This is a genomic window from Paenibacillus sp. FSL K6-2862 (assembly GCF_038005125.1).
GTDB lineage: Bacteria > Bacillota > Bacilli > Paenibacillales > Paenibacillaceae > Paenibacillus > Paenibacillus illinoisensis_A.
Genome location: NZ_JBBOSN010000001.1, coordinates 672,965 through 697,092, shown reverse-complemented (window position 1 = coordinate 697,092; position 24,128 = coordinate 672,965). Strand labels below are relative to the sequence as shown.

22 protein-coding genes and 1 other annotated feature are annotated in these 24,128 nt (G+C 48.3%); of the genes, 12 read left to right on the top strand and 10 right to left on the bottom strand.

What is annotated here, in order from left to right; translation table 11 throughout:
- Nucleotides 1-24: 24 nt before the first annotated feature.
- Nucleotides 25-1,278 (bottom strand): MFS transporter, encoded by a 1,254-nt coding sequence (locus tag MHB82_RS03310; RefSeq protein ID WP_341173798.1) that lies wholly within the window; start codon nt 1,276-1,278, stop codon nt 25-27.
- Nucleotides 1,279-1,457: 179 nt separating this feature from the next.
- Between MHB82_RS03310 and MHB82_RS03305 the strand changes: the two genes are divergently transcribed.
- The 5 genes from MHB82_RS03305 to MHB82_RS03285 are packed head-to-tail and all read left to right on the top strand — an operon-like array spanning nt 1,458 to nt 6,703.
- Complete coding sequence (locus tag MHB82_RS03305) at nt 1,458-2,972, top strand: spore germination protein (RefSeq protein WP_095362166.1); 1,515 nt, start codon at nt 1,458-1,460, stop codon at nt 2,970-2,972.
- A gap of 20 nt (nt 2,973-2,992) precedes the next feature.
- The gene (locus MHB82_RS03300; RefSeq protein WP_341173797.1) at nt 2,993-4,195 is read left to right on the top strand and encodes a Ger(x)C family spore germination protein; all 1,203 of its coding nucleotides are present in this window, start codon (nt 2,993-2,995) and stop codon (nt 4,193-4,195) included.
- Nucleotides 4,196-4,204: 9 nt separating this feature from the next.
- On the top strand, nt 4,205-4,438 hold the full coding sequence (locus tag MHB82_RS03295) for a hypothetical protein (RefSeq protein WP_341173796.1): 234 nt from the start codon (nt 4,205-4,207) through the stop codon (nt 4,436-4,438).
- A gap of 16 nt (nt 4,439-4,454) precedes the next feature.
- Nucleotides 4,455-5,558, top strand: coding sequence for a GerAB/ArcD/ProY family transporter (locus tag MHB82_RS03290; protein ID WP_341173795.1), 1,104 nt, complete (start codon nt 4,455-4,457; stop codon nt 5,556-5,558).
- A 26-nt stretch (nt 5,559-5,584) separates the two neighbouring features.
- Entirely contained in the window at nt 5,585-6,703 is a 1,119-nt protein-coding gene (locus tag MHB82_RS03285; protein WP_341173794.1) for a GerAB/ArcD/ProY family transporter, read from the top strand.
- A gap of 56 nt (nt 6,704-6,759) precedes the next feature.
- Here the strand turns inward: MHB82_RS03285 and bcp are convergent, their stop codons facing one another.
- Genes bcp through MHB82_RS03265 form a run of 4 tightly spaced genes read right to left on the bottom strand, consistent with a single transcriptional unit; the run spans nt 6,760 to nt 9,901 of the window.
- A complete protein-coding gene (bcp, locus tag MHB82_RS03280) occupies nt 6,760-7,224 on the bottom strand; it encodes a thioredoxin-dependent thiol peroxidase (protein ID WP_341173793.1) in 465 nt (154 codons plus the stop codon).
- A gap of 45 nt (nt 7,225-7,269) precedes the next feature.
- Nucleotides 7,270-8,055 (bottom strand): ABC transporter permease, encoded by a 786-nt coding sequence (locus MHB82_RS03275; RefSeq protein ID WP_095362147.1) that lies wholly within the window; start codon nt 8,053-8,055, stop codon nt 7,270-7,272.
- A 4-nt stretch (nt 8,056-8,059) separates the two neighbouring features.
- Nucleotides 8,060-8,854 (bottom strand): ABC transporter permease, encoded by a 795-nt coding sequence (locus MHB82_RS03270; RefSeq protein WP_341173792.1) that lies wholly within the window; start codon nt 8,852-8,854, stop codon nt 8,060-8,062.
- The gene (locus tag MHB82_RS03265) at nt 8,855-9,901 is read right to left on the bottom strand and encodes an ABC transporter ATP-binding protein (protein WP_095362145.1); all 1,047 of its coding nucleotides are present in this window, start codon (nt 9,899-9,901) and stop codon (nt 8,855-8,857) included.
- Nucleotides 9,902-10,112: 211 nt separating this feature from the next.
- Here MHB82_RS03265 and MHB82_RS03260 point away from each other — a divergent pair, with 211 nt between their 5' ends.
- Together MHB82_RS03260 and MHB82_RS03255 are read left to right on the top strand one after the other, a co-directional pair.
- The gene (locus MHB82_RS03260) at nt 10,113-11,156 is read left to right on the top strand and encodes an LCP family protein (protein ID WP_095362144.1); all 1,044 of its coding nucleotides are present in this window, start codon (nt 10,113-10,115) and stop codon (nt 11,154-11,156) included.
- 96 nt (nt 11,157-11,252) lie between these two features.
- Entirely contained in the window at nt 11,253-12,572 is a 1,320-nt protein-coding gene (locus tag MHB82_RS03255; protein ID WP_341173791.1) for a glutamate-1-semialdehyde 2,1-aminomutase, read from the top strand.
- A 96-nt stretch (nt 12,573-12,668) separates the two neighbouring features.
- On the opposite strand, the gene MHB82_RS03250 is transcribed toward MHB82_RS03255, so the two are convergent.
- Nucleotides 12,669-14,045 (bottom strand): aminotransferase-like domain-containing protein, encoded by a 1,377-nt coding sequence (locus MHB82_RS03250; RefSeq protein WP_341173790.1) that lies wholly within the window; start codon nt 14,043-14,045, stop codon nt 12,669-12,671.
- A 173-nt stretch (nt 14,046-14,218) separates the two neighbouring features.
- Between MHB82_RS03250 and MHB82_RS03245 the strand changes: the two genes are divergently transcribed.
- The 5 genes from MHB82_RS03245 to MHB82_RS03225 all read left to right on the top strand — a co-directional run bounded on the left by MHB82_RS03245 (nt 14,219) and on the right by MHB82_RS03225 (nt 20,498).
- Nucleotides 14,219-15,148: a DMT family transporter gene (locus tag MHB82_RS03245; RefSeq protein ID WP_341173789.1), complete on the top strand. Its 930-nt coding sequence runs from the start codon at nt 14,219-14,221 to the stop codon at nt 15,146-15,148.
- Between the two features lie 33 nt (nt 15,149-15,181).
- Nucleotides 15,182-15,509, top strand: a binding site (T-box leader).
- 86 nt (nt 15,510-15,595) lie between these two features.
- Nucleotides 15,596-16,660: a tryptophan--tRNA ligase gene (trpS, locus tag MHB82_RS03240; protein ID WP_341173788.1), complete on the top strand. Its 1,065-nt coding sequence runs from the start codon at nt 15,596-15,598 to the stop codon at nt 16,658-16,660.
- A 127-nt stretch (nt 16,661-16,787) separates the two neighbouring features.
- On the top strand, nt 16,788-17,894 hold the full coding sequence (locus tag MHB82_RS03235; RefSeq protein WP_341173787.1) for a GerAB/ArcD/ProY family transporter: 1,107 nt from the start codon (nt 16,788-16,790) through the stop codon (nt 17,892-17,894).
- Nucleotides 17,875-19,344, top strand: coding sequence for a spore germination protein (locus tag MHB82_RS03230; RefSeq protein ID WP_341173786.1), 1,470 nt, complete (start codon nt 17,875-17,877; stop codon nt 19,342-19,344). Before MHB82_RS03235 ends, MHB82_RS03230 begins: the two co-directional genes overlap by 20 nt.
- Nucleotides 19,341-20,498, top strand: a complete 1,158-nt coding sequence (locus MHB82_RS03225) for a Ger(x)C family spore germination protein (protein ID WP_341173785.1) — start codon at nt 19,341-19,343, stop codon at nt 20,496-20,498. Before MHB82_RS03230 ends, MHB82_RS03225 begins: the two co-directional genes overlap by 4 nt.
- Nucleotides 20,499-20,563: 65 nt before the next feature.
- Here the strand turns inward: MHB82_RS03225 and MHB82_RS03220 are convergent, their stop codons facing one another.
- The 4 genes from MHB82_RS03220 to MHB82_RS03205 all read right to left on the bottom strand — a co-directional run bounded on the left by MHB82_RS03220 (nt 20,564) and on the right by MHB82_RS03205 (nt 24,048).
- The gene (locus tag MHB82_RS03220; RefSeq protein ID WP_341173784.1) at nt 20,564-20,980 is read right to left on the bottom strand and encodes a sensory rhodopsin transducer; all 417 of its coding nucleotides are present in this window, start codon (nt 20,978-20,980) and stop codon (nt 20,564-20,566) included.
- 37 nt (nt 20,981-21,017) lie between these two features.
- Nucleotides 21,018-22,232 (bottom strand): rhamnogalacturonan acetylesterase, encoded by a 1,215-nt coding sequence (locus MHB82_RS03215; protein ID WP_341176573.1) that lies wholly within the window; start codon nt 22,230-22,232, stop codon nt 21,018-21,020.
- A 71-nt stretch (nt 22,233-22,303) separates the two neighbouring features.
- Nucleotides 22,304-23,143 carry a carbohydrate ABC transporter permease gene (locus MHB82_RS03210; protein WP_095362134.1) on the bottom strand — a complete coding sequence of 280 codons (840 nt, stop codon included), beginning with the start codon at nt 23,141-23,143 and terminating at the stop codon, nt 22,304-22,306.
- 2 nt (nt 23,144-23,145) lie between these two features.
- On the bottom strand, nt 23,146-24,048 hold the full coding sequence (locus MHB82_RS03205) for a carbohydrate ABC transporter permease (RefSeq protein WP_221192845.1): 903 nt from the start codon (nt 24,046-24,048) through the stop codon (nt 23,146-23,148).
- Between the last annotated feature and the right edge of the window lie 80 nt (nt 24,049-24,128).

Sequence of the window (24,128 nt, the reverse complement as noted above, 5' to 3'; positions counted from 1 at the left end):
GCCACCAGTGCGACTCTTTTTGAATTAACTCCTTTTAAAAGCATCCCTTCGAATCCATGCGTAAGCTGCGAGCAAGAGCGCAATACATGCGAATCCCATTCCCCCTGAAAAACCAAGTCTACGCGGTTCCATTACCTCCAGCAGTATGCCTGCGCCAAACATGGATAACCCAAGCATCGTACTGCTGCATGCCGTCACTAAACCATAGACAACTCCGCGGTATTTCTCTGGTGTTTCCCGCATCAGGAGCGTATCGAGACACGTGTTCCCCATACCTGACGTAAAGGCCAGCAAAATATACATCAGGACAGCAACTGATGCGAACCTGGTCTCACTTAGCAGCATTAGCAAGCTGCCTTCGATCAACAGACATGCAATAACCCCAGGGAGCAACCACTGCTGCAAATAACGAGAACCCCAGCTGCTGAGCACAAGTCCAATCCCCAGTGCTGCGTAAAATAAACCCACACCCCAATCTCCGAGTTTGAATACTTCAATCGCATATACACTGATCAGAACATTATCAATCCCATTAATAACGGGAACCCACAACTCAAATGCAATAAGAATCTGCAAAGGGACCGATGAGCAAATGAACTTCCACAGCAGACGGGCACCCCCTTTGCTTTTACGCTTTAGAGCATGTGCAGGTTGTTTCCCCACCGTTTCATCTACTTGTTCGGTTCCAAGTGGTGGGAACGAAATCTTGCGTATCAGAGCAGCAGCAATCAGGAAAGCAAGTGCATTGGTTACAAAAGCAGCCTGAGGGCCCAATGTAGCTGAGACGATACCCCCTACAAAAGCGCCCACAATGAGAACGGATCCGTTCATGACTTGTTCGAGCCCATTAATCTGGTGCAAGTTTTCCGAACGTACAAGCAAGGGGATTCCCGATTTGCGGACAGGCGCATATAGCGCTTCTGCGCATGCAAGCAGCGTACTCGCTGTATAGAGAATCCATAGATCATCTGCTTGATGTACGAACAAAAAGCTTAAAGCCACAGGTACCCTTAGAAGATTGGTCACAATCATAATCGTTCGCCGGCTGAAATGCAGCGTCAATACACCCCCTAGCGGAGCCAGAAGAAGAAAAGGAAACACCCTCAACCCGAGCGCCAAACCTACGGCAAGACCTGAACCGGTTGTACCAAGAATCAAGGCCAGCATGGCCACCTGACTGAATCGATCTCCAATTCCGTTGACCAATCCCGCCATGAAAAGCTGCATATAATCAGGTTCTGCATGCAGCAAGGGTTTAAAACCAAAACTGAATGTCATTACGATACCTCACTCATTAGTTAGATATTAATCTAATTAGATAATATTCTAATAATGTGAAGTTGGCAATCACCTTTTGTATGTGCACCGTTCGAATGTTACTTCTTTTTTTTGTCATAAGTTGATTTCATCCAGGTCATACTAACTTGCAAATATAGGGAGGTATGGGGGTGAAGGTTATGAGTTCTGCAGCGCAGAGCGATCATGAACAGAAACTGATCTCTCCGAATCTGATTGAAAATACGGAATATTGCAAACAAGTGATGGGCCAGAGCAACGACCTGATGATCCGCCCTCTCCAATGTTTACATAAATGGCCATCGATTCTGCTGTACATTGATGGGCTAGTAGATGTTCAGATACTGAATCAGGCCATTTTGGGATCTCTGCTTCAGACACATGATCTTCCAGAGTTCTCGGCTGAAGACGAACGCCTAAGCTATCTTCAAAATGACATTCTTGCTGCCAGTGATGTGCTGCTGGTAGACAATATTCAGGATGTACTTAATGCCTTGTTGTCCGGTTCTGCAGTACTGCTAATCGAAGGCTCAATCAAAGGTCTCAAGATCGGAGCGGCCGGCTGGGAAGATCGCGCTGTTTCGGAGCCCGTATCCCAAACCGTCGTACGTGGACCCATGGAAGGCTTTAATGAAAATTTGCGTACAAATACCTCTTTGATCCGAAAACGAATCCGTGATCCTCATCTCTGGATTGAAGAGAAAGAAATCGGACGAGTAACCAAAACTAAGGTAGCCGTACTATATCTTGAACATATCGTGGATAAGGAAGTGGTGGAGGAGCTCCGGCGCAGGCTTGATGAGATCGACATCGACAGCATTTTGGAAGGCGGCTATATTGAAGAACTGGTTCAGGACAAAACTGGAACCATCTTCCCAACAGTTTATAACAGCGAGCGGCCCGACACAGTGTCTGCTGCACTCCTCGAAGGGCGCGTTGCCATAATCGTGGATGGTACCCCATTTGTACTTCTGGTGCCGGCACTGTTTGTGCACTTCTTTCAATCTGCAGAAGATTACTATCAGCGTGCGGACATCAGTACTTTGATTCGAATGATTCGTTACCTGGCCTTTTTTATCGCTTTGCTTGCTCCATCCTTCTATATTGCCATCTCGACCTTCCATCAGGAAATGCTGCCGACAAACCTACTGATTAGTCTGGCCGCTCAGCGTGAGGGGGTTCCTTTTCCTGCCTTCATTGAAGCCATTTTGATGGAGCTTACCTACGAGATCTTGCGGGAAGCCGGCATTCGGATTCCGAAAACGGTCGGTCAGGCTGTCTCCATCGTGGGAACGCTTGTCATTGGTCAAGCTGCAGTTGATGCGGGGGTTGTGTCTGCTGCAATGGTCATCATCGTGTCGATTACCGCCATATCCAGTTACGTCATTCCGGAGAACGGATTATCCATCTCGGTTCGAATCTTGCGTTTCGTATTGATGATTCTGGCTGCTGCCTTTGGTTTCTATGGCATTCTGGTTGTTCTGCTCATTACAGTGACTCACCTGTGCAGCCTTCGCTCGTTTGGAGTACCCTATATGTCGCCATTTGCACCATTGGTCCAGAAGGATCTTAAGGATACGATCTTCCGCGTACCCTGGTCTCACATGAAAACCCGCCCTTTGAGTACGGGTACACCGAATAAAACTCGACAGTCCAACAAAAAAATGAAACGCTGATGCGGCAAGGAGAACACCGTATGAACAAGTGCATCCGACTGGTTTTATCCCTTGCAGTTCTAATTCCTCTCCTAACTGGATGCTGGGATCGCAAGGAACTCAATGAGCTTGGAATTATGCTAGGCCTGGGCGTCGATAAGGACGGAGATAAAGTCAAGGTTAGCGCCCAAGTAGTCGTTCCCAATGAGGTATCCTCCAAATCAGGAGGCGGGAAAGGTACCCCTGTAACCCAATATCAGGCTACTGCAGACACCTTATTTGAAGCCATTCAGAAACTGACCGAAACCAGTCCCCGTCGCATCTTCATGGCACATGTGCGTATACTCGTCTTTGGCGAGGAATATGCCCGTAAAGACGGGATATACGATGTCATGGAAGCCATGATGCGGGAACCTTCGGCACGGCCTGATTATTATGTCATGGTTGCCCGCAAGACAACCGCTTCCAACGTGTTGGATCTGCTTACGCCATTGGAAAACATTCCTGCTGAGAAGTTATTTAATTCCCTGGACGTGTCCGCCAAAACCTGGTCTCCGACAACCACCGTGACTGGAGACGAATTGGTTGATAATATGCTGACTCCTGGCATTCAGCCTGTAATTACCGGCGTAGAGATCGTCGGAAATCAGGAGATAAGTGGAAGCAAGGATAATATCTCTTCCATCCGAACTCCAGCCAGTCTTCACACGACCGGACTTAGTGTATTTAAAAAGGACAAGCTAATCGGCTGGTTAACCGAGGAGGAATCCAAAGGATATAACTACATCCGGGATAATGTGGTATCCACGGTAAGTCATCTTCCTTGCGGCAGAGGAGGAGCAGTAACCTTCAAAGCACTGCGCACCTCGACGAAACGGAAAGCCAAAATCGTGGACGGGCAGCCTGTTATTCATATCAAGCTTGAGAATGTTTCCTCCATCGCTGCCGTTGAATGTGGCATCAAAATCGGTTCGATGGAAACGCTCAGAAAACTGGAAGAGGAGAGCGAGGAGAAACTAATCGAGCTCATGCAGACTTCGGTCAACTCCGTAAGGCGAAAATACCATGCGGATATTTTTGGATTTGGGCAGGAAGTATACCACGCCGATCCCAAGCTATTTAAAAAGATGGAGAACGACTGGAACAAGTACTTTGACAATCTGGACGTAAAATACGAAGCCAACGTACAGATTAAACGTACGGGAACATTGGACAATTCATTTAAAAATGAAATGAAGGAGTGAGGACCTGGGATGATCACGATCACGGTTATTGTTGTGGGGATCATCGTAGGCTGGATCGATCTTCCCGGCCTGATTCGACGCAAGGAGTGGAGAGAAACCGCAGTATACAGCAGCATGCTGCTTGTTGCCACCTTCTTTAGCGTGATCGCAGCAAACTTATGGGAATTTCCAAGCCCCCTCTATATCATTATGTGGATTTATGAACCTGTGAATCAATTTTTAGCCAATATCACCGGAACTTAGGAAAGGGGGAAGACGGATGCTGGAGCAAGGACGGCTTGGAACAAGGCAGTTGGCAACCTTGACTTTCATGATGGTTATTGGAGATATGATGCTTATCTATCCCTCCGTCATCACGTCCTATGCTAAGCAAGATGCCTGGATTTGTGCCCTCATCGGAATTCCGCTCGGTATGGTGATCATGGCCATGTTCCTTAAACTGGGCAATATGAATCCGGGTAAAAACCTGGTTCAGATTGCACGCAAGCATTTGGGATTCTGGCCAGGAACCGTCATTTCATGCTTTTACTTATTCTTCTTTCTCATTGGGACTTCTACTCACACACGGGAAGTCGGGGATTTTATGACTAGCCAAATCTTTCAATATACACCCATCCGTATCATTACTCTAATGTTTGTCATTACCATTGGCTGGGGAGCATTTAAAGGCCTGGAGACCATGGGACGGACAAGCGAACTGCTGCTTCCAATCGTAATCGTATTTATCCTAGTCCTCTCTTTCTGCCTTTTGCCCAAAGTGGATATCAGTAACTTGAAACCCGTCACTGACACAGACACTGTCTCCATCATGCAGGGGATCCTCGTAAGCGTCATCTATCCGGTGGGCGAGACCATCCCTTTTCTTATGATTTTACCTTATACGGCGAGACAAGCTCACCGAACCCGGGACATGATCGCTGCCGCTGGTCTGGGGAACTTGATGCTGGCGATGCTAGTTACCATATCATTGTTAGTACTCGGTGCATTTCTGACTCAGCATAGTATCTATGCATCATTTATTTTATCTCAGAAAATCAGTATCGGAGGTTTCTTTGAACGTATCGAGGCCATTATGGCTACCTCCTGGCTGATCTCAACCTATTTCAAAGCCATGATTTATCTATATGCTTTTATGGTGGGAGTTGCCGAGTTATTCAAGCTTAAACAGTACCGGGTTCTCCTTTTGCCAGCATGCATGCTGGTGTTTGGAATGGCCAATGTAGTGGCTCCTAACCTGACCTTTATTGTCATTACGATCGTTCCATATTGGGTAGATTGGGATACCACTCTTGGAATTCTGCTTCCGGGGCTGCTGATGCTTGTCATGGTATTCAAGAAAAGAAAAAAATCGATATCCCACTGATCACATGTTGAAGGAGCACAAGTACGATGCTGATTAAAGATCGCCTTACGGTGCGACAATTCACCTTGCTGACCTTCCTGACATTGGTCGGTGACATGATTCTCATTTATCCATCATTGGTCACCGCATATGGGAGACAGGACGCTTGGATATGCTCCTTGCTCAGCCAACCAATCGGTCTATTGGTAGTATGGATTCTGTTCAAGCTGCATCGTACCCATCCCGAATTGTCCCTGGTTGAAATTTGCAAAAAATTGCTCGGTCCATGGCTTGGTTCTATCCTGGCTGCCGGATACCTGTTCTATTTCATCATGGGCGCCGCGATATGTCTCCGTGAAGTGGGAGACTTTATGACAACACAGATCTATCTTCAAACCCCCATCCGTGTCATTCTGACGTTGTTCCTATTCCCCATGGTATGGGGGATTATACATGGGCTAAAGACCATGGGCTTGAGCAGTGAACTTCTCGCTCCCATTGTCGTTGTGTTCATGATTCTTCTGCTGCTGGGGCTGCTGCCACAAGTAGAGCCTGCCAAACTACAGCCCATTCTTGAAACACCATGGATCAAATTATTGCACAGCACGATTAGAGGTGCTTTCTCTTCATTTGGCGAGTTGATCGTATTATCCATGTTCCTTCCTTACGTGACAAGGGCATCTCATCTTAAACGGGATATATTGCTTGCTGCGCTTGGAGGGGGAATTCTGCTTAGTATGCTTGAGCTCGTTTCTCTCATGGTATTCGGTCCAATTCTTACGCAGCATGGGTTCTATATCTCCTATTCACTTGCACAGAAAATCAATATCGGTAACTTTTTCGAACGAATCGAAGCATTGATGGCCATCTCTTGGCTGATCTCGACCTATTTTAAGAGCATACTGTATATGTTCGGTTTTGTTCTGGGAATAGCCCAGTTATTCGAGTTAAAAGGTTATAAGCCCTTGATCCTGCCTTCGGCCTTGCTGATGTTTGCTTCAGCCGTTCTGATCGGTCCCAATATCGTCTTCTATACCAACACCGTCATGCCCGCATGGCTCGACTGGAATGTGACCGTCAGTCTGGTCATCCCGCTCTTCCTGCTGCTCGTTCATCGGCTTCGCTTCCAGAGAAAGAAACAATCGGCCAAACGCTTAACCTCATAACAAAGGCAGTGTCCACGGTGATACCCGAGAACACTGCCTTTGTTGAATTTCCGCTTTTACAGGGATTTCACAGCCTCCAAAGCTGCTTCAATATGCCCTTTAACTCTGACTTTGGACCATTCCTTAACCAGCTTTCCCTCTTCATCAATGAGGAACGTGGAACGGACAATGCCCATGTATTCCTTGCCGTACAATTTCTTAAGCTGCCACACCCCATATTGCTCGGCAACCTGATGTTCTTCATCCGATAAAAGGGTAAACGGCAATCCATATTTCGCAATAAACTTATCGTGCCTGCTCATCGGATCTGTGCTTATACCTAATATAACCGTATTTAACCCCACAAACTCCTCATGGCGATCCCGAAAATCGCATGCTTCCTGTGTACAGGACGAAGTCATATCCTTGGGATAAAAATAGATCAGCACCCGCTGTCCGCGGTAATCGGAGAGCTTCACTGTCTCCCCGGTGCTCGACGGAAGTTCAAAATCAGGAGCAAGGTTACCTTCAGTTAACGTCATCTCTATTCCTCCTTCTCGTCTTACCCTCTATTATCGGGCTTCTCTCTACGAACCAGCACCACGGTAGCGTTTCACGCCGTAGTTCCACAGCGTAAGTCCGACTGCCCCGAAGATCAGTCCCATCACCGGAGTCAGCAGTGCCATGCGATGCATCTCTGATCGATCCAGAAACAATGCTGCCGGATAGATCCCGACAAAAGCAAACGGAATGACCCAGGTTAACAATACCTGAATGGCTCGATTGTAGATCGTTACCGGATAACGTCCATAACCCTGAATGTTGTACATCAATGGAAGAATACCTGTCGGAGCATCCGAATAAAAAGATAGCGACGTCAGTGTAGTATAAATTCCCGCGTAGATTAACACGGAACTAAGCGCCAAAATGATTAACGCCGGAATGTGCCACCATTCCAGGACAAGCCCCATCTCCGCTCCACTGAAGATCATGATAATCAGTCCGATAAACGAACCCACTAGTGCGGGCGGGTCTACATTTTCGAGCAATATCTGAAACAGGTTATGCGCCGGACGCGTCAGAATGCGGTCCATCTCACCTTTAACGATATACCGCTCGCTGAATCCCCAGAGATTGATAAAACAGCTGAAGATGCCATAGGGCACCATGAAATAACCATATACAAACAGGACTTCACTTTCACTCCAGCCCCCGAGGTTATCCGTGTGGCGGAAAACAACAAAGATAAAGATCAGATTCGTCGCCTGGAACAGCAGATCCGAAATAATCTCGACCCAGAAATCGGCACGATACGTAAGCCGTGTTTTCATGTAGTTTTTTAAATATTCCCCAATTAGACCTAAGTAGAACATGCTGTTAACCCCCTTGCACGAACAGACGCTTGCGCGCCTGACGCCAGATCAGCATCATTGGAACGAGCAGGATGACAAACCAGAGCACCTGAATTCCAAGTACACTCCAAATGCCGGTACCTTCCACTCTTCCAGTGAATACGGAACCCGGCAGATACGTGATAGCCTGAAAAGGCAGTACCTTCATGATCGCGGACATCCAGCCCGGATAGAGGCTGATCGGAATGATGAGACCGGAGAACAAATCGACGACGACCCGTTTCATTCGCATCATACCTTCATTGTTTTCCACAAAGAACGCTGCCAGTCCCGTAATGACATTAATCTGGGAGTTAATGAGGAAACTGAAGAACAGCATGACAAGAAATCCGATCCACGCCGAAGGCGCAGTAGGCAGTTCGACCGGGAACAGCAGAATTGCAATGAGCATGCCTGGAATCATAAGCAGCAGAAAACGGAAAACGCCCTCACCGAAACCCTGCATCATTTTGACCATAACGTAATTAATAGGCCTGATAAATTGAATCGCAATGGATCCATCCCGTATATCAGCGGCAATCTCACGGTCCAGATTGTTAAAATAAAATGCACGCGCCATCCAGGATACCGCCACATATGTGGTCATCTGGGCTGCCGTAAACCCACCCAATTCTCCGCTACCACCGTAAATGGCTTGCCATGTAAAGTAATACACGCCGATATTCAGCGTATATATCAAAATGCCGGAATAATAATTCACCCGGTACGCCAGCATTGTCAGAAACCGGATTCGCATAAAATCAAAAAATGCACTATTCATCTAGGATACACCCGCCGCTTCTTTCCCTGCTCCCACAATCTCGGGACGCTCGGCAGAACCGGATTGGTAGATACTCCGTACAATCTCATCGGTATTAATCTCAATAATCTGAATATCCGTAATATCAGCCTGTCCTACCACACGGCCAAGTACATCGGACACATTGAGTTCCAGCGGAATCCAGACCGATGCGGACAACTCGTTCTCTACCGTCCAGCGTACGGGCATAGCGGCAGTCCATTCCTGCATTTGTTCCACCTTATGGCCCGTCCCGAATTTGAAACGGATTTCCCGTTCCTTGCCCCACTGGGATTTCAAGTGATCCAGACCGCCATCGTAGATGATATTCCCGGCATCAAGCATGATCACTCTTGAACACAGGGCTTCGATATCCTGCAGATCGTGTGTCGTCAGCAAAATGGTTGTTCCGTGTTCCTTATTCATGTCTTTCAGGAATTCACGGATTTCCGACTTGACGACAATATCCAGACCAATGGTCGGCTCATCCAGAAAGACAATATCGGGATTGTGCAGCAATGCGGCCACCAGTTCGCAGCGCATCCGCTGTCCGAGGCTGAGCTTGCGCACCGGACGATTCAGCAGTTCCTGCAGCTGCAGCCGCTCGACCAGCTCATCCAGCCGTTTCCGGAAATCAGACTCGTCCACACGGTATACCTTGCGCAGCAGATGGAATGATTCAATGACACCAATATCCCACCATAGCTGGCTCCGCTGACCAAATACGACACCAATATTCTGTACAAATTTCTCTCGTTCCTGATACGGAACATATCCACCAACCGATATATGCCCTGAAGTAGGCACCAAAATGCCCGTCAACATCTTGATTGTTGTTGATTTTCCGGCACCGTTCTCTCCAATATATCCGCATATTTCACCTTGCGGAATCTGAAACGAAATATCGTTCACAGCCAATACTTCTTGGTATTGTCGTTTAAACAGATCCTGAAATGCGCCCTTCAGTCCACCCCGACTTTTCTGGACGCTAAACGACTTACGCAAATCTTTGACATCAATCGCCAGCATGATTATACCTCACTTGGATTTTGTTGAAATTGCTTGTAGCCCAAAAAGAAATTATAATGGTATCAGTCAAAATTCAGCAAGCTTTTAAAATAGCTTAAGCTGCGTCCTCTGATTGAGTTTGGAAGAGACGTGCACGGAAGGCTTCAGGCTACGTTACTTTGGCACTCGAACTCGTTTTTTTATTTTATCTCAAATACAAAGGAGAGCTAGCATGACCAGAAAGACGAAGAGAACCATTTGGATTTCTCTTGCCGCCTTCGTGCTGATCGTTGGAGGAGCAGCGGCATTTTATTTCGGTTCTATTCTCAATCAGTTGAATGGCTTGCAGAAGGAAGGCGACGAATCTCCGTTCGCCAGTATTGAAAATGTCGAAAAAGTAAATACACCGGACCCTCCGAAATGGGAAGGCACTGAAACCGTAAATATACTGGTTATGGGCGTGGATGCCCGCGGCCTCAAAGAAGGGGAAATTCCCCGTTCGGACAGCATGATGGTCGTATCACTCGACCCACTCACCAAAAAAATTAACTTGTTCTCCATTCTGCGAGACACTTACGTCGATATAGACGGATATGGCAAGGAGCGGATTAACACCGCGATTACCCATGGCCCCAATGCAGCAATGAAAGCAGCTGGCGACCTGCTGGGTATCCCTGTCCAGTATTATGTGTATACCGATTTCCAGGGATTCATCAAATTGGTGGATGCCGTTGGTGGTGTGGATTTTGACGTAGAGAAGGACATGCACTATACAAGCAAGGCAGACAATAACGAATACGATATTGATCTGAAGAAAGGTTATCAGCATCTCGATGGTGAAACAGCGCTTATGTACGTGCGTTTCCGTCATGATGCGATGTCCGACTTCGCTCGTTCCGAGCGTCAACGTGAATTCCTGAAAGCCGTAGCGGCGAAAATGCAATCCACCACAACCATCGCCAAGCTTCCTACCATTCTGGAACAGGTGAGCCCTTATGTGGATACCAACCTGACACTTTCAGATATGTGGAAGTTGGGTGGACTTGGATATCAGAGCAGCATGAACGGCAGTGAACAAATTCCGCCGATGAACATGCTGAAGGAAGAGCGGACCGCAGGTGGAGCACAAGTCCTGACGGTAACCAATGAAGAGAAATTGAAGCAGCATATTCAGGATATTATTCATCCGCCTGCTGAACCGGAAGACAGTACAACTGGAACCGAAGATAAAACAGCAAGCGGTGAAGACCAACAGTCGGAGCAACCGGCTCAGTAATGTAAACACGTAGAGGGCAGCCATTATGCTGCCCTCTCGCTGTGTTGTGTTACGAAAAATTTGCAGCAAAATTCATAACCGAAAGGAAATAAACCCATGAACTCATCTCGTCCTCAATCCGAAATCTTATATAAAGAGGCACTTGAACATATTGTAGGCGGCGTAAACAGTCCTTCCCGCTCATTCAAAGCCGTTGGCGGAGGCGCACCCGTTTTTATGAAAAAGGCGCAAGGCGCACACTTCTGGGATGTTGACGACAACCGCTACATCGATTATCTGGCAGCATATGGCCCTATTGTAACCGGACACGCTCATCCTCATATTACCCAAGCCATTTGTGAAGCAGCAGCGAACGGTGTATTGTACGGTACGCCAACCGAGCTTGAAATCAAGCTTGCCAAAATGCTGAAGGAAGCCATTCCTTCGATGGATAAGGTACGTTTTGTCAACTCCGGTACAGAGGCAGTGATGACTACCATCCGCGTGGCCCGCGCCTACACCAAACGTAATAAAATCGTAAAATTCGCCGGATGTTACCATGGTCACTCCGACCTGGTTCTGGTTGCAGCAGGTTCCGGCCCTTCCACCCTCGGGATTCCGGATAGTGCAGGAATTCCAACCAGCATCGCACATGAAGTGATCACGGTTCCTTATAATGACCTGGAAAGCCTGAAAGAAGCCCTGGAGCGCTGGGGTGATGATGTTGCAGCAGTAATGGTGGAGCCCATTGTCGGCAACTTTGGCATGGTTATGCCAGAGCCAGGCTTCCTGGAAGGTTTGTGTGCCATGACACGTGCCAACGGATCACTTGTGATTTATGACGAAGTCATTACGGCTTTCCGTTTCCACTATGGTTCTACGCAAACGTATGCCGGTCTTGCCAATCATGCCGAGATTGAACCGGATCTGACTGCTCTCGGCAAAATCATCGGTGGCGGATTGCCCATCGGAGCTTATGGTGGACGCAAGCATGTCATGGAACAGGTTGCTCCACTCGGACCAGCCTACCAGGCCGGAACAATGGCCGGCAATCCTGCCTCCATCTCTGCGGGTATCGCTTGTCTGGAAGTACTGCAGGGCGAAGGCGTGTATGAAGAAATGGAACGACTCGCCATTGATCTGACATCAGGTCTGCAGGCTTCTGCCGATCGTCATGGAATCGCACTGACGATTAATCGGATTCGTGGTGCTTTCTCCACACACTTCTGCGATCACCCGGTAACGAATTATGATCAGGCTCAAGATACAGACGGTGAACGGTTTGCCTCCTTCTTCCGGCATATGCTGAACCGCGGTATCAACCTGGCTCCATCGAAGTACGAAGCCTGGTTCCTGACCACAGCTCATACCGATGAGGACGTGCAGGCAACACTGGAAGCGGCTGAAGCCTCCTTCAAGGCGATGGCTCAAGAGTAGTTCCTAAGATTTCAGTGAACCAGATAAGGCGTGCAATCAGGCTGACTATTCAGCTTGGCTGCACGCCTTTTGTATTTTTGGGCCGCTAAAAAATTATTACACGTTTCGGCTTTGCAGCTTCACGATCTCTTCACGAATGATCCGCATGCCCTCCTCAATCCGCTGCTTCGGCACATTGGATATATTCAGCCTCAGCATTTTATCCTGCTGCGTTCCCTCAGGGTAGTAACGCTCGGTTGTACCTGCTATTACTCCGCGTTCTTCCAGCCTTGATAACAACACGCCAAGCGGCATATTGCCGGCTAATGGCAGCACGGTATGCTCCCCACCTGTTCGCGGAGCATTGGCAAAGGGACTAAACTCCGGATCGGCAGCAAGCTGCTCATGAACCTTCTGCATCCTGGCTGCATAACGACTTCGAATGACTTTCCCGTGATGTGCAAACATGCCATTGCGAATATAGACCTCCAGCGCAGCCTGAGACAGCACCGAGGTGTCGATATCCAGCATTTTTTTGTGTCCCCCGAACGAAGGAGCAAGAGCCCCGGGAAGGACTGCTACACCAATGCGCAGGCCGGGAAACAGAATTTTGGAGTAGCTTTTCAAATAGATGACCCTGCCTACCGTATCGTAAGAAAATAGCGGGTCCTGTTTTGTATTTTCCTCCAGATCGGCTAAATAATCGTCCTCCACCAGGTATACATCATATCGTTCTGCCAGCTTAATTAATCTCTTCTTCTCGGCTAAGGTCATGGATGTCCCCAGCGGATTGTGAAAGCGTGGCATGACGTAAAAGAATTTAATATCGCCTTCACCAAATTGCCGTTCCAGCGACTCCCAATCAAGACCTTCCAGCGTTCGTCTTACTCCGGTAACAGGTACATTCAGGCCTTCCAGCAGGGATGGCATAAGATGATAGCCTGGAAGCTCAACCAGAACCCGTCTCTTGCCATTCGGAAAAGCCATCAGGGCCAGCACAGCAAGCGCCTGCTGCACGCCGGACGTAATAAAGAACTGTTCCGCAGGGGCAAATACCTGATAATCGGCAAATTGCCTCTGTAACAAATCGATCAGGGATGGCAACCCTTGCTCCGTACCATACAGAAACAACTCCGCCTGATTGTTCTCCATCGCCTGATCAACACAATGGCGAAAATCGGAATACGGAAATACACGGGGATCGGGAGCAGCAGAAGCGAAGTCCAGCGGTTCTTTCCAGTCCACGTCCTCTGCACCCACTCCGTTCTGCACAGCGTAATATCCCGACTGAGGGACGGCATACACCAGATGTCGCTGCTCAAGCCATTGATAGGCACGGATTGCCGTGCTTACACTGCATTGATAATGTTCAGCCAGCACACGTACCGCCGGGAGTTTAATTCCCTTATCAATCCACTGCTGATGCCCCCGCTGCTGCAGCTGTTCCTGTATCCAACGCTGCAGAGACTCCGCGATTATTTCATACTTTTTCATAAATAGAACCTATCCTTCCCACATAATTGTACCGGTACAATCCATGCTTTTCTTTATTGTACCACGACTGAACTGACAGTATATTGAATAAAGCAAAGACCTTACAGCAAGTGATAACAATCAAGGTGTTTGCCTAGTCCAACCGAGTTAATCAGGCTATATGGAGGAACAATATGAATACGACACGTACCCGGGCTTATGCCTATACCGCAGCCGTAATGTATGCGGCTATCATTGGTTTATCTTTTCTATTTGTCAAAATGACCGTCAATGTCGCACACCCGATGGATGTGCTTGCACATCGGTTCGCCCTATCCCTTCTCGTCGTCAGCATCCCGGTTGTCCTGGGATGGATCAAAATCCGGCTCACACTGCGGGATCTATGGCGAATCATACCGCTCGGTCTGCTCTCGCCCGTTTTGTTTTTTGCCTTTCAGGCCTTTGGGCTTGTATCGTCCAATTCATCCGAGGCCGGAATCATTCAGGCCATGGCCCCTGTCTTCACCCTTATTCTGGCTTCAGTATTCTTGAAGGAACGGACATCTGTGCTGCAAAAGCTATTCCTGCTTCTTTCTGTGGCCGGAGTGGTCTTCATCTTCCTGATGAAAGGCAGCGGAATGACTTCAGGTAATTTCAAGGGAATTGCCCTGCTGCTGCTCTCTACGGTTTGCTTTGCAGGGTATGGTGTGCTTGCCAGACCGCTTACCCAGAAGTATAAGCCGATGGAATTAACGTGGGTTACCCTGCTCGTCGGTTGTCTTGTTTTTAACGTCTCCGCCGTCATCCGTCATTTATCCAGCGGTACGATAAGCGATTTTGTAAAACCTCTCGGGGATGCATCTTATCTGGGGGCACTGGCCTATCTGGCCATCCTATCCACCATGATTTCGACTCTGCTGTCCAGCTATGCGTTAACCCATCTGGAAGCTTCGAAGATGAGTGTATTCAGCAACTTCTCTACCTTGATTTCCATAGCGGGTGGCGCCTGGATTTTGCATGAACCCGTTGGCGGATACCATGTTGTCGGAGCCATCCTGATTATCGCAGGTGTGCTCGGAACCAATATGAGTGGCAGAAAACACAGGCTGGTCAGTGAAGTCTAAGCATGATACAATGTGTAAAATTGTAAACGGACGTTATCAACGATGATGAAGAGAAGTACATACGACAGCGTGCTCCAGAGAGCCGGCGGATGGTGGAAGCCGGTGCACGGGTCGTATGGAAATGGGCTTCGGAGTTCCGAGCTGAACACGGCCTGTATCCTGTAATCGGGGTGCAGGACGGTAAGTAGGCAAGGCGGCATGTTCAGCCGTTATCCAAGGACAGGATATCGATCAATAGATATGCTGGTTCCTGTCTGGTTTTTCAATCAGCCTGACCATGAATCTTGATCCGTATCTCCAAGCGGGCCGCAACCAGCGGCCAATTAAGGTGGCACCGCGAAGCATAAGCTTCGTCCTTCTGTTCTGTTCCCTCACGGGAATCAGGATGAAGGACGAGGCTTTTTTTTGATATCTGCATACTGTACAGGCTGAAAGGGGGTGATGGTCGTGGAAGACGGCTGGTGGCGTCAGCAGATTATAATGCTCGAACAATCACAAATTCAAAGGAGAATGAACCATGAGTATGAACAAGGTGTTATTTTGACTGGAGACCGGACCACAGGGCAGCTTCATCTCGGCCATTACGTGGGCAGCCTGCGCAGTCGGGTGCAATTGCAGAATGAATACAAAACCTATATTTTACTGGCAGATGTGCAGGCGCTGACCACACACTATAATCAGCCAGGACTGATTGCAGACAGTGTTTATCAAGTGACTCTCGATTATCTCGCCGTAGGTATTGACCCGAACCAAGCCACGCTGTTCATCCAATCCATGATACCGGAGATTGCGGAATTAACGGTGATCTTCTCCATGTTTGTCACCGTGAACACGCTTCGGCACAACCCCACCATCAAAACCGAAGCGCGTGATCGCGGATATACGGATCTGTACTACGGTTTCCTGGGCTATCCAGTCAGTCAGGCCGCTGATATTGCATTCTGCAAAGCGACACTCGTTCCAGCAGGCGAAGACCAGATTCCACATGTTGAGACTGCACGCAAACTGGTCCGCAGATTTAATGAGCTCTACGCTCCGGTTCTGCCGGAACCACGCATATTGACTGGTGAGCGGCTTGGCGGACTCGATGGCATCGGCAAAATGAGCAAAAGCATGGGCAACGCCATCTCCTTAAATGCGAGTCCGGAAGATGTGCATGCCAAACTGACCAAGGCCAAGACCGATCCTGCACGCGTTCATCGTACCGACCCAGGCCATCCTGATATCTGCCCGGTATTTGCATACCATCAGTTATTCCGGAAGGAGCACGCTGAAGAAATTCATGCCAGCTGCAGCCAGGGCTCCATCGGGTGCAGAGAATGCAAGCATTTTGCTGGCACAGCGATTAACGATTTGCTTGCACCCTTTCATGAACGGCGAAATCATTATGAGCAGCGTGAAAATGAGGTGAAAGAAATTCTTATCGACGGCACCCGTCAGGCCCGCAAAGTCGCGCGAGAAACGATGCTGGAAGTACGAGAAGCGATGGGAATTCGTTATTTCGACCTTTAAGGTTAAGGAACAACCCGGAACTACAGCACGGGATACATCAACTTAACTACTCGCATGTCTGTATGAAGACCACAAATGACGTTAACACTGCTGAGGATAGTCTATCGCGAAAAGGGGACCCCTCAGCATGAAACCTAGACAACCTTCTTTTTTGCAAGCCATGATGTTAATCATGTTATCTGTTGGCCTGATCAGCCACGTCCTGATCATTCCTGCCTTATTAAGTGCGGCCAAAAGGGACGCCTGGATTTCTGTCCTGTTATCGGCAGGACCCTATCTGGTGTTTGCGCTCATGCTTGCCTACGTCTCTCGCTTTCTTCAGCATCAAACCTTACATGAATGGCTGACTTCCCATCTGGGAAAACCCCTGGGCTTGCTCTTCCGGATCGGAAACAGCCTCTTTTTCTTGTCCGTCATCTATTTCACCCTGCATGATACCACCACCTGGGCTAAAACCAGTTATCTGACGGAGACACCAATATTGGCAACAAGCATTGCTCTTATGTCGCTCTGTGCCTATGCGGCCTATAAAGGCATTCGTTCGCTCGCATTTACAGCAGGACTCGTTCTGCCCCTTGTTGTGCTGCTTGGCTTCTATGTCGCAATCGTAAATACTCAATACAAGGATTACAGCCGTCTGCTCCCCGTTCTTGAACAGGGCTGGCGTCCCGTTCTTCACGGCATGGTGTACAGCCTCGCAGGCATGTTTGAGCTGCTGTTCATTTGGTATATACAGCCCCATCTGTCGAAGCGGATACGTGTATGGCAGTACGTTATGCTTGCTTTTATTATTCTTGGATTGACACTTGGCCCACTTGTGGGGGCTATCGTAGAATTTAATCCTTTTGAGGCTGCCAAAATGCGTTATCCTGCTTTTGAGGAATGGAGAATTGCCTCCTTGGGCAAATACATTGCACAGACCGATTTCTTCTCCATCTATCAGTGGCTCGCCGGCTCATTTACCCGAATAAGTCTTGCCATGTATATTGTGGTAGAAATTTGGAATATTAAGAACACCTCCAGAAGGATCATCACGTTTATTTCAATCGCCGTTTTCTTCATCCTCTCCATGGTGTACCGTCTGGACGATATGACATTCGAAAAAATGCTTGTCCACTACGTATTCCCGTTCAATCTCATCTATCTAAGTGGACTAGCGATTATTGCAACCACCGTTGCATTCATCAGTTCACGCCAACAGAGGAGGAAACATCATGGAGCACCAAGCGATTGACATCACGTCCCATGAAACACTGCTTGCCTCTTTGAAAAAACAATTCGATCCCTGTGCGGATGTTGTTATTCAGACTTTTCCTGCCAAAGATGAAACCGATAAGTCGGTCATTATGCTATATTGTGACGGCTTGACCGATGCCAAACAAATTAACCAGTTCATTATTCCCCGGCTGGAACAGCATTCTCTGCTTATCGAAGAAACACATCCCAAAGAATTGGGGTTAACTCTAAATCCGATCGAAGATCTTACAGATACAGAGAATATAAACCTTCTAATTTTCAGTGGACAACTGCTGCTCATTTTCGGTAATGGCGATCAGTCGTGCAGTTTGGATATTGCGAGTATACCTGGGCGCAATCCTGAGGAATCCGCCATTGAGTCCTCCGTAAAAGGACCCCGGGACGGATTCACCGAGGAGCTGAACGTTAATATCGCACTCATCCGCAAACGGATAAAAACCTCTTCGATGTGTTTTGAAAAATACGTAAAAGGCGGTCGTACACAGACTACCATTGGTCTGTTGTATGTAAAAGACATCATTAATCCGGAGATTCTGAAAGAAGCGCGCCGGAATCTTGACCAGATTGAAGTCGATGGCATTCTCGGTACTTCTGTTATGGAACGTTCGATTATGGGAGGCGTCCGCAGTATCTTCCCGCTCACCGATAATACAGAACGTCCTGATTATGTCGTGAGTTCACTCTTAAATGGACGTTTTGCTGTTCTGATCGAGGGCTCGCCCGTAGCCATCATTGCACCAACCACGCTGTTCAATCAGTTGAAGTCACCAGAAGATGAGAGTACACCTTTTTTTATTGTGACATTTGAACGAATCTTAAGGATATCAGGTTTGCTTATCGCTTCCTTTTTTCCAGCCTTCTATATCGGTCTGACCAGTTTTAATGTGGAACAGATCCCTCTACCCCTTCTGGCGACCATTGCCGGAACTCGTATGGGCCTGCCCTTACCAGTGACACTGGAAGCCTTTTTGATGATCTTTATGTTTGAATTATTCAATGAGGCTGGCCGCAGACTGCCGCGTGCACTGGGCCAGACTGTCAGTGTGGTGGGTGGACTCATCATTGGAGATGCAGCTATTCGTGCCGGAATCACTTCTCCTACCATCATTGTGTCTGTGGCCATTTCGGTCATTTCCAGCTACATTTTGGTCAATACGGTACTAAGCGGGGCTACAGCCCAAGTTCGAATAGGGATGCTTGTGATGTCTTCCCTCCTTGGACTGTTCGGTTTCATGCTTGGGCTATTCGCCCTACTGGTACATTTGGTTTCCTTGGAGTGTTATGGCGTTTCCTATTTGTCTCCCGTCTCTCCCTATATTCCCGGTGACTTTACCCAAGCCGTATCCATGCAGCCTACCATGAAAAGAACCAAGCGCCCGGCCGCACTCCATACTCAGGATTCCACCCGCCGGAGGAAACGCCCTTGAACAGATGGTTTTCCATGGGCCTTATGCTTATGAGTTGTCTGATCTTACTGACGGGGTGCTGGGATTCCAAAGAGGTTCAGAGCATTAACTTTATTACGGGTATAGGGATCGATTATGAAGATGGCAAGTATATCGCTTATGCCCAACTGATCGATTTCTCCAGCATTGCCAAGCAAGAGGGGCCGACTTCACGGCAAGCAAGCGATATCTGGATTGGGCGAGGCGAAGGCACAACGCTCAGCATGGCGATTAATGACCTCTATCAGACTTCGCAGCAACAAACCCTTTGGACACATGTTAAAGCAATCGTTTTATCGAAAAACGCCCTTAACGGTCGGCTCGAGGATATTTTCAATACGCTGCTGCATTCCGGTGAGTTGAGATATACACCTTGGATTTACGGGACGGAACAAAGCATACCCGATGTTCTTGCTCCTTCTGCCTTGTTAAATCAATCTACGCAAACCATTGAGCTATTCGAACCGATCAAACTATATAAGCAGTTCTCTGCCTTTGAACCCATCCGCCTTCATCAGCTCCTTGATGGTTTTCGTGAGCCTGCTTCGGTTATTCTACTACCTTCTATAACCAACAGGAATCATACCTGGTTCAATGGGGATGAGAATCCCCCTCTAGTTAAAACCGATGGATTTTTCGTCATTACAGACGGCAAAAATCAAGGCAAGGTTTCAGGTGAAGACGCAGATGGTACTCGATTTGTAAATTACGATCATGTCTACCAGTACCCGTTGTACGTATACAAGAGTGGGGGGAAACTGCCTGATCTGACTCTTAGGCTCCTTGATCCGCATACCAAGGTTTCAGCCAGGATGGAAGGAAGCGGGGTCACCTTCGACCTGTCTACTTCAGTAAAAGGTATCATCATTGAGGAACACGTCTCTCACCAGTCTCCTCAAACGATGGAGGAAGCAGCCGAGAAACAGATCGAGTCTGCGATCCGTACTACATTTGAAAAGAACAAATCACGCCAGATCGACTCGTATGGTTTTGTGGAACATCTGTATCGTCATGACCTCGCATTGTGGAAAAAGGAGGTTCAGCACCGAGCGGATCCGATTAAACGATTCAAACTTGGAAAAGTGAAAGTCCATGTGAAAATCCTCAATGCCAGCACATACAAGTACACGGAGTAATGCACATAAAAACGACCAGCCACCTGCAGTCATTGCAAGGTGGCTGGTCGTCTTGGCATGAAAATTTAAGTCAGCGGAAAAGCCATGACACTCATCAGTGCCAGTTCGGGCTGTGTGGTATCCAAACGACTGTATTGAATGATAACAGGTACATTACTGGAAACGGTGATGGCATACGGCACACCTGAAGGAATAGACTGATCTCCGGAATGAAGAGATGCCGTACGGATGTGCTTGGTCCTTCTTCCCGGCACGCTTGCTTCTATGTTCTCGATCGGTTCCCTGTCTTCGAAGAAAATGGTTATATCGAGTGCTGCCTCCTCCTGACCCGTATTGAGAACACAGATGCTCTCATGACTCTCCAGCGAGCCCCGACTATCTGGCGGTATGTATCCGTCTGGAATAACCCAATAAGTGTGACCTGTAGCCGCTGCTGTCTCATGCTTTGCCAAACGGCCTGCTTCCGTATGCTCTCTTGCCATTAGGAGTCCTCCTCTATGCATGATATTTCCGCCCTATCTATCGTAAATACATTTGCAGCGGCTGCAGTCTAAGCTCGCGGATCGCTTCCGCTACTTGTGCCGCCAGTCGCCGTCCACCGCGTTCCTGAAAGTGTGTATTGTCCTCCACGCCTGCCGGGAAGTTCAAATATTCACCCGGAAGCACCCACATGAAATCGTCCTTGGTGCCTTCGATCCCCGCCTGCTCAAACAGAATACGGCTGCGTTCAGCAAGATCAATTAGCGGAACATCTTCCTCTTGTGCCAGCTCCCGCACGGCAATAATATAATCACCATGCGTGTCGTTCAGCGTGCCATCGTCCGCAAAAAAGCGCCGATGCACGGGCGTCACCAATACCGGGCGAGCTCCGGCTCCGCGTGCTGCATCAATATACTTTTTCAAATAATCCTTATAGGTTGTGAAGGGTTCTGTTCCCCGCTCCGGGTCTGGTTTCTCATCATTATGTCCGAATTGAATAAACAGGAAGTCCTCTGGCTTGATAAGGTTCATGATCGCATCCAACCGACCTTCATGGATAAAGCTGCGAGAGCTTCGTCCCGACTGTGCGTGATTGTCAACGGCAACATCATGCTTGAATTGGGCGGGCAGCATCTGTCCCCAGCCACAGTAAGGGTACCCGCTCTCCGGCTGATCCGTCACTGTGGAATCTCCTGCCATAAATACGGTCATCGTCTGATTGGCAAGCGTAATCTCCAAGGCGTTGATCCGCGGGGCCGGACCGGAGAAGGATAGGCGAAGCCTTCCGCCTCTGACCACAACCGAAAATCGAACCTCGGCACATTGTCCAGGCAGAGTATGGATCGTTGGAAGCATCAATCTGCCTTCGCCAGCCTTCACTCTGGTGACCGTCTCAGCGAGCTCATCTCCGGCCATGAGCAGTACCTGATACGTGCCGTCCGGCACATCAACGATAAACGATGCCTTGAGTGGAATACAGAAGCTTGAACGCAATCGGGCAGACACATTGGCCTGCCCCGAGTACTCCTGATTTTGCTGTACGACATCTGAATCTTCTGTCTCACCAAACCGCTGTCTCTCATAAACACGGGAATTCGGCTCAAATCCGTACCCGATTGTATCCCTGTAGATACTATTGGCTGACACTTTCTGGTACCCTTCAATGCCCGCACCTGGACCGAAGTCAAATTTCCAATGCGTAACCTTCTCTTCATTGCGGGCCGCTGCCTCGGTGGCAACGGCTTGACTACCCAGAGCTTTATCCAATAGGAACAACCTCCCTGTTTAAGCTTTTGGATGAAGTGATAATCCACAGTGAATCAAGTTTATCCTTTCAGTCCGCTGGTGCTCATGCCCTGTACAATCTGTTTCTGGAAAATGAAGAATACGGCTACAACCGGAATCAGACTGACGATGGACATGGCGAACATCGCTCCCCAGTTGGAGGCTGACTCGCTATCCAGGAACATTTTGAGCGCCATGGATACCGTATATTTATCCGGTGAGTTCAGATACAGTACCGGCCCCAGAAGATCCTCCCATCTCCAGTAGAAGGAGAAGATTGCGGCAGTCGCCAGCGAGGACTTAATCAGCGGCATGATAATCTGGATGTATAATCTGAATTTGTTACATCCATCAATCGTTGCCGCTTCATCCAGCTCTTTTGGAATCGTACGAATGAACTGCACCATCAGGAAGATGAAGAACGGCATTCCGAAGAATGTAGGTACTACAATCGGTAGAATCGTATTCAACCAGCCCAGCTTCGTAAAGATAATGTATTGCGGTACCAATACCACGTCATGCGGCAGCATCAGAGTCAACATCATCAGGGAGAACCAGAAGCTGCGGCCTCTGAAGTTAAGTCTGGCAAAACCGAAGGCAATAAGCGACGAGGATAACACGGCACCAATGGTGGAGATGACTACGATCACGAGTGAATTGGTGATGTAGTCCATAAACGGTCTTCCGCCCGCACCTTTCCAGCCATCCACGTAGTTGCTCCAGATCCACTCTGCAGGAAAAAGGGACTCCGCCGTAACGAAGATGGTACGGCTCTCTTTGAATGAACTGAACAACATCCAAAGTACCGGATACAGCATCAGGAGGGCTAAAGCTGCAACGAACAGATGATAAATCGGCCACTTTACATTTCTCCAAACCATCCTTACTTCCCTCCTTCAGATTCATAGAATACCCAGAACTTGGATGTTAAGAACACAGCTACGGTGAGGATACCGATCATGATGAGCATGATCCAGGCCATTGCCGAGGCATAACCCATATTGTTAAACATAAAGGCCTGACGGAACAAGTACAGTGAGTACAGCATCGTACCATCCATTGGACCCCCTTCTCCTTTGGAGATGATGTATGCAGGTACAAAGGTCATGAATGCACCGATGGTTTGCATAATCAGATTGAACAGGATGATCGGGCTAAGCAGTGGCAATGTGATGCTAAAGAATTTGCGTACCGGGTTAGCACCATCCACACCTGCAGCCTCATACATCTCGGGGGAGATATTTTTAAGGCCTGCCAGAAAGATCAACATGGACGAACCGAACTGCCAGACGGACAGCGAGATCAGCATCACCAGGGATGCATTGGGATCACCGAACCAGCTGATAGGTCCGATTCCGATTGCGGTTAGCGCACTGTTAATTACACCTTCATTACTGAAAAGGTTACGCCACATGATCGACACGGCTACGCTACCACCAATAATGGATGGGAGATAATACAGGGTACGGTAAGTCCCGACCATACGGGAACCAGTATTCAGGATCATGGCGACAAAGAGTGCGAAAACCAGTCTCAGTGGAACACCAATGAATACATACAGGAAGGTTACCTTAACCGAGTTCCAATACTTGGGGTCTTCAAAAAACATTTTGGTGTAGTTGTCCATCCCAATCCACCGGGGGGAAGTGAACAGGTTATAACTTGTAAACGACATGTATAAGGACACAAACATTGGAATCAGCGTAAAGCCCAAAAATCCGATAATAAACGGACTTATAAATGCGTACCCGGTCAGGTTTCTGCGCAACGACGAATACTGCCTCAACGGAATGAACCTCCTTTATTGATCTGCCTGCTTCCGACAAACGGGGTATTCACAATTGGGACGGGGAAAGGCCCTCGCGG

Bases quoted from the DNA above. Each gene is read 5' to 3' on its own strand.
- MHB82_RS03255 (WP_341173791.1), top strand. From the start codon at position 11,253: ATGAACTCATCTCGTCCTCAATCCGAAATCTTATATAAAGAGGCACTT.
- MHB82_RS03210 (WP_095362134.1), bottom strand. From the start codon at position 23,143: ATGGTTTGGAGAAATGTAAAGTGGCCGATTTATCATCTGTTCGTTGCA.
- MHB82_RS03250 (WP_341173790.1), bottom strand. From the start codon at position 14,045: ATGAAAAAGTATGAAATAATCGCGGAGTCTCTGCAGCGTTGGATACAG.
- MHB82_RS03305 (WP_095362166.1), top strand. From the start codon at position 1,458: ATGAGTTCTGCAGCGCAGAGCGATCATGAACAGAAACTGATCTCTCCG.
- MHB82_RS03285 (WP_341173794.1), top strand. From the start codon at position 5,585: ATGCTGATTAAAGATCGCCTTACGGTGCGACAATTCACCTTGCTGACC.
- MHB82_RS03295 (WP_341173796.1), top strand. From the start codon at position 4,205: ATGATCACGATCACGGTTATTGTTGTGGGGATCATCGTAGGCTGGATC.
- MHB82_RS03235 (WP_341173787.1), top strand. From the start codon at position 16,788: ATGAAACCTAGACAACCTTCTTTTTTGCAAGCCATGATGTTAATCATG.
- bcp (WP_341173793.1), bottom strand. From the start codon at position 7,224: ATGACGTTAACTGAAGGTAACCTTGCTCCTGATTTTGAACTTCCGTCG.
- MHB82_RS03290 (WP_341173795.1), top strand. From the start codon at position 4,455: ATGCTGGAGCAAGGACGGCTTGGAACAAGGCAGTTGGCAACCTTGACT.
- MHB82_RS03230 (WP_341173786.1), top strand. From the start codon at position 17,875: ATGGAGCACCAAGCGATTGACATCACGTCCCATGAAACACTGCTTGCC.
- MHB82_RS03260 (WP_095362144.1), top strand. From the start codon at position 10,113: ATGACCAGAAAGACGAAGAGAACCATTTGGATTTCTCTTGCCGCCTTC.
- MHB82_RS03220 (WP_341173784.1), bottom strand. From the start codon at position 20,980: ATGGCAAGAGAGCATACGGAAGCAGGCCGTTTGGCAAAGCATGAGACA.
- MHB82_RS03310 (WP_341173798.1), bottom strand. From the start codon at position 1,278: ATGACATTCAGTTTTGGTTTTAAACCCTTGCTGCATGCAGAACCTGAT.
- MHB82_RS03270 (WP_341173792.1), bottom strand. From the start codon at position 8,854: ATGAATAGTGCATTTTTTGATTTTATGCGAATCCGGTTTCTGACAATG.
- MHB82_RS03245 (WP_341173789.1), top strand. From the start codon at position 14,219: ATGAATACGACACGTACCCGGGCTTATGCCTATACCGCAGCCGTAATG.
- MHB82_RS03275 (WP_095362147.1), bottom strand. From the start codon at position 8,055: ATGTTCTACTTAGGTCTAATTGGGGAATATTTAAAAAACTACATGAAA.
- MHB82_RS03300 (WP_341173797.1), top strand. From the start codon at position 2,993: ATGAACAAGTGCATCCGACTGGTTTTATCCCTTGCAGTTCTAATTCCT.
- MHB82_RS03265 (WP_095362145.1), bottom strand. From the start codon at position 9,901: ATGCTGGCGATTGATGTCAAAGATTTGCGTAAGTCGTTTAGCGTCCAG.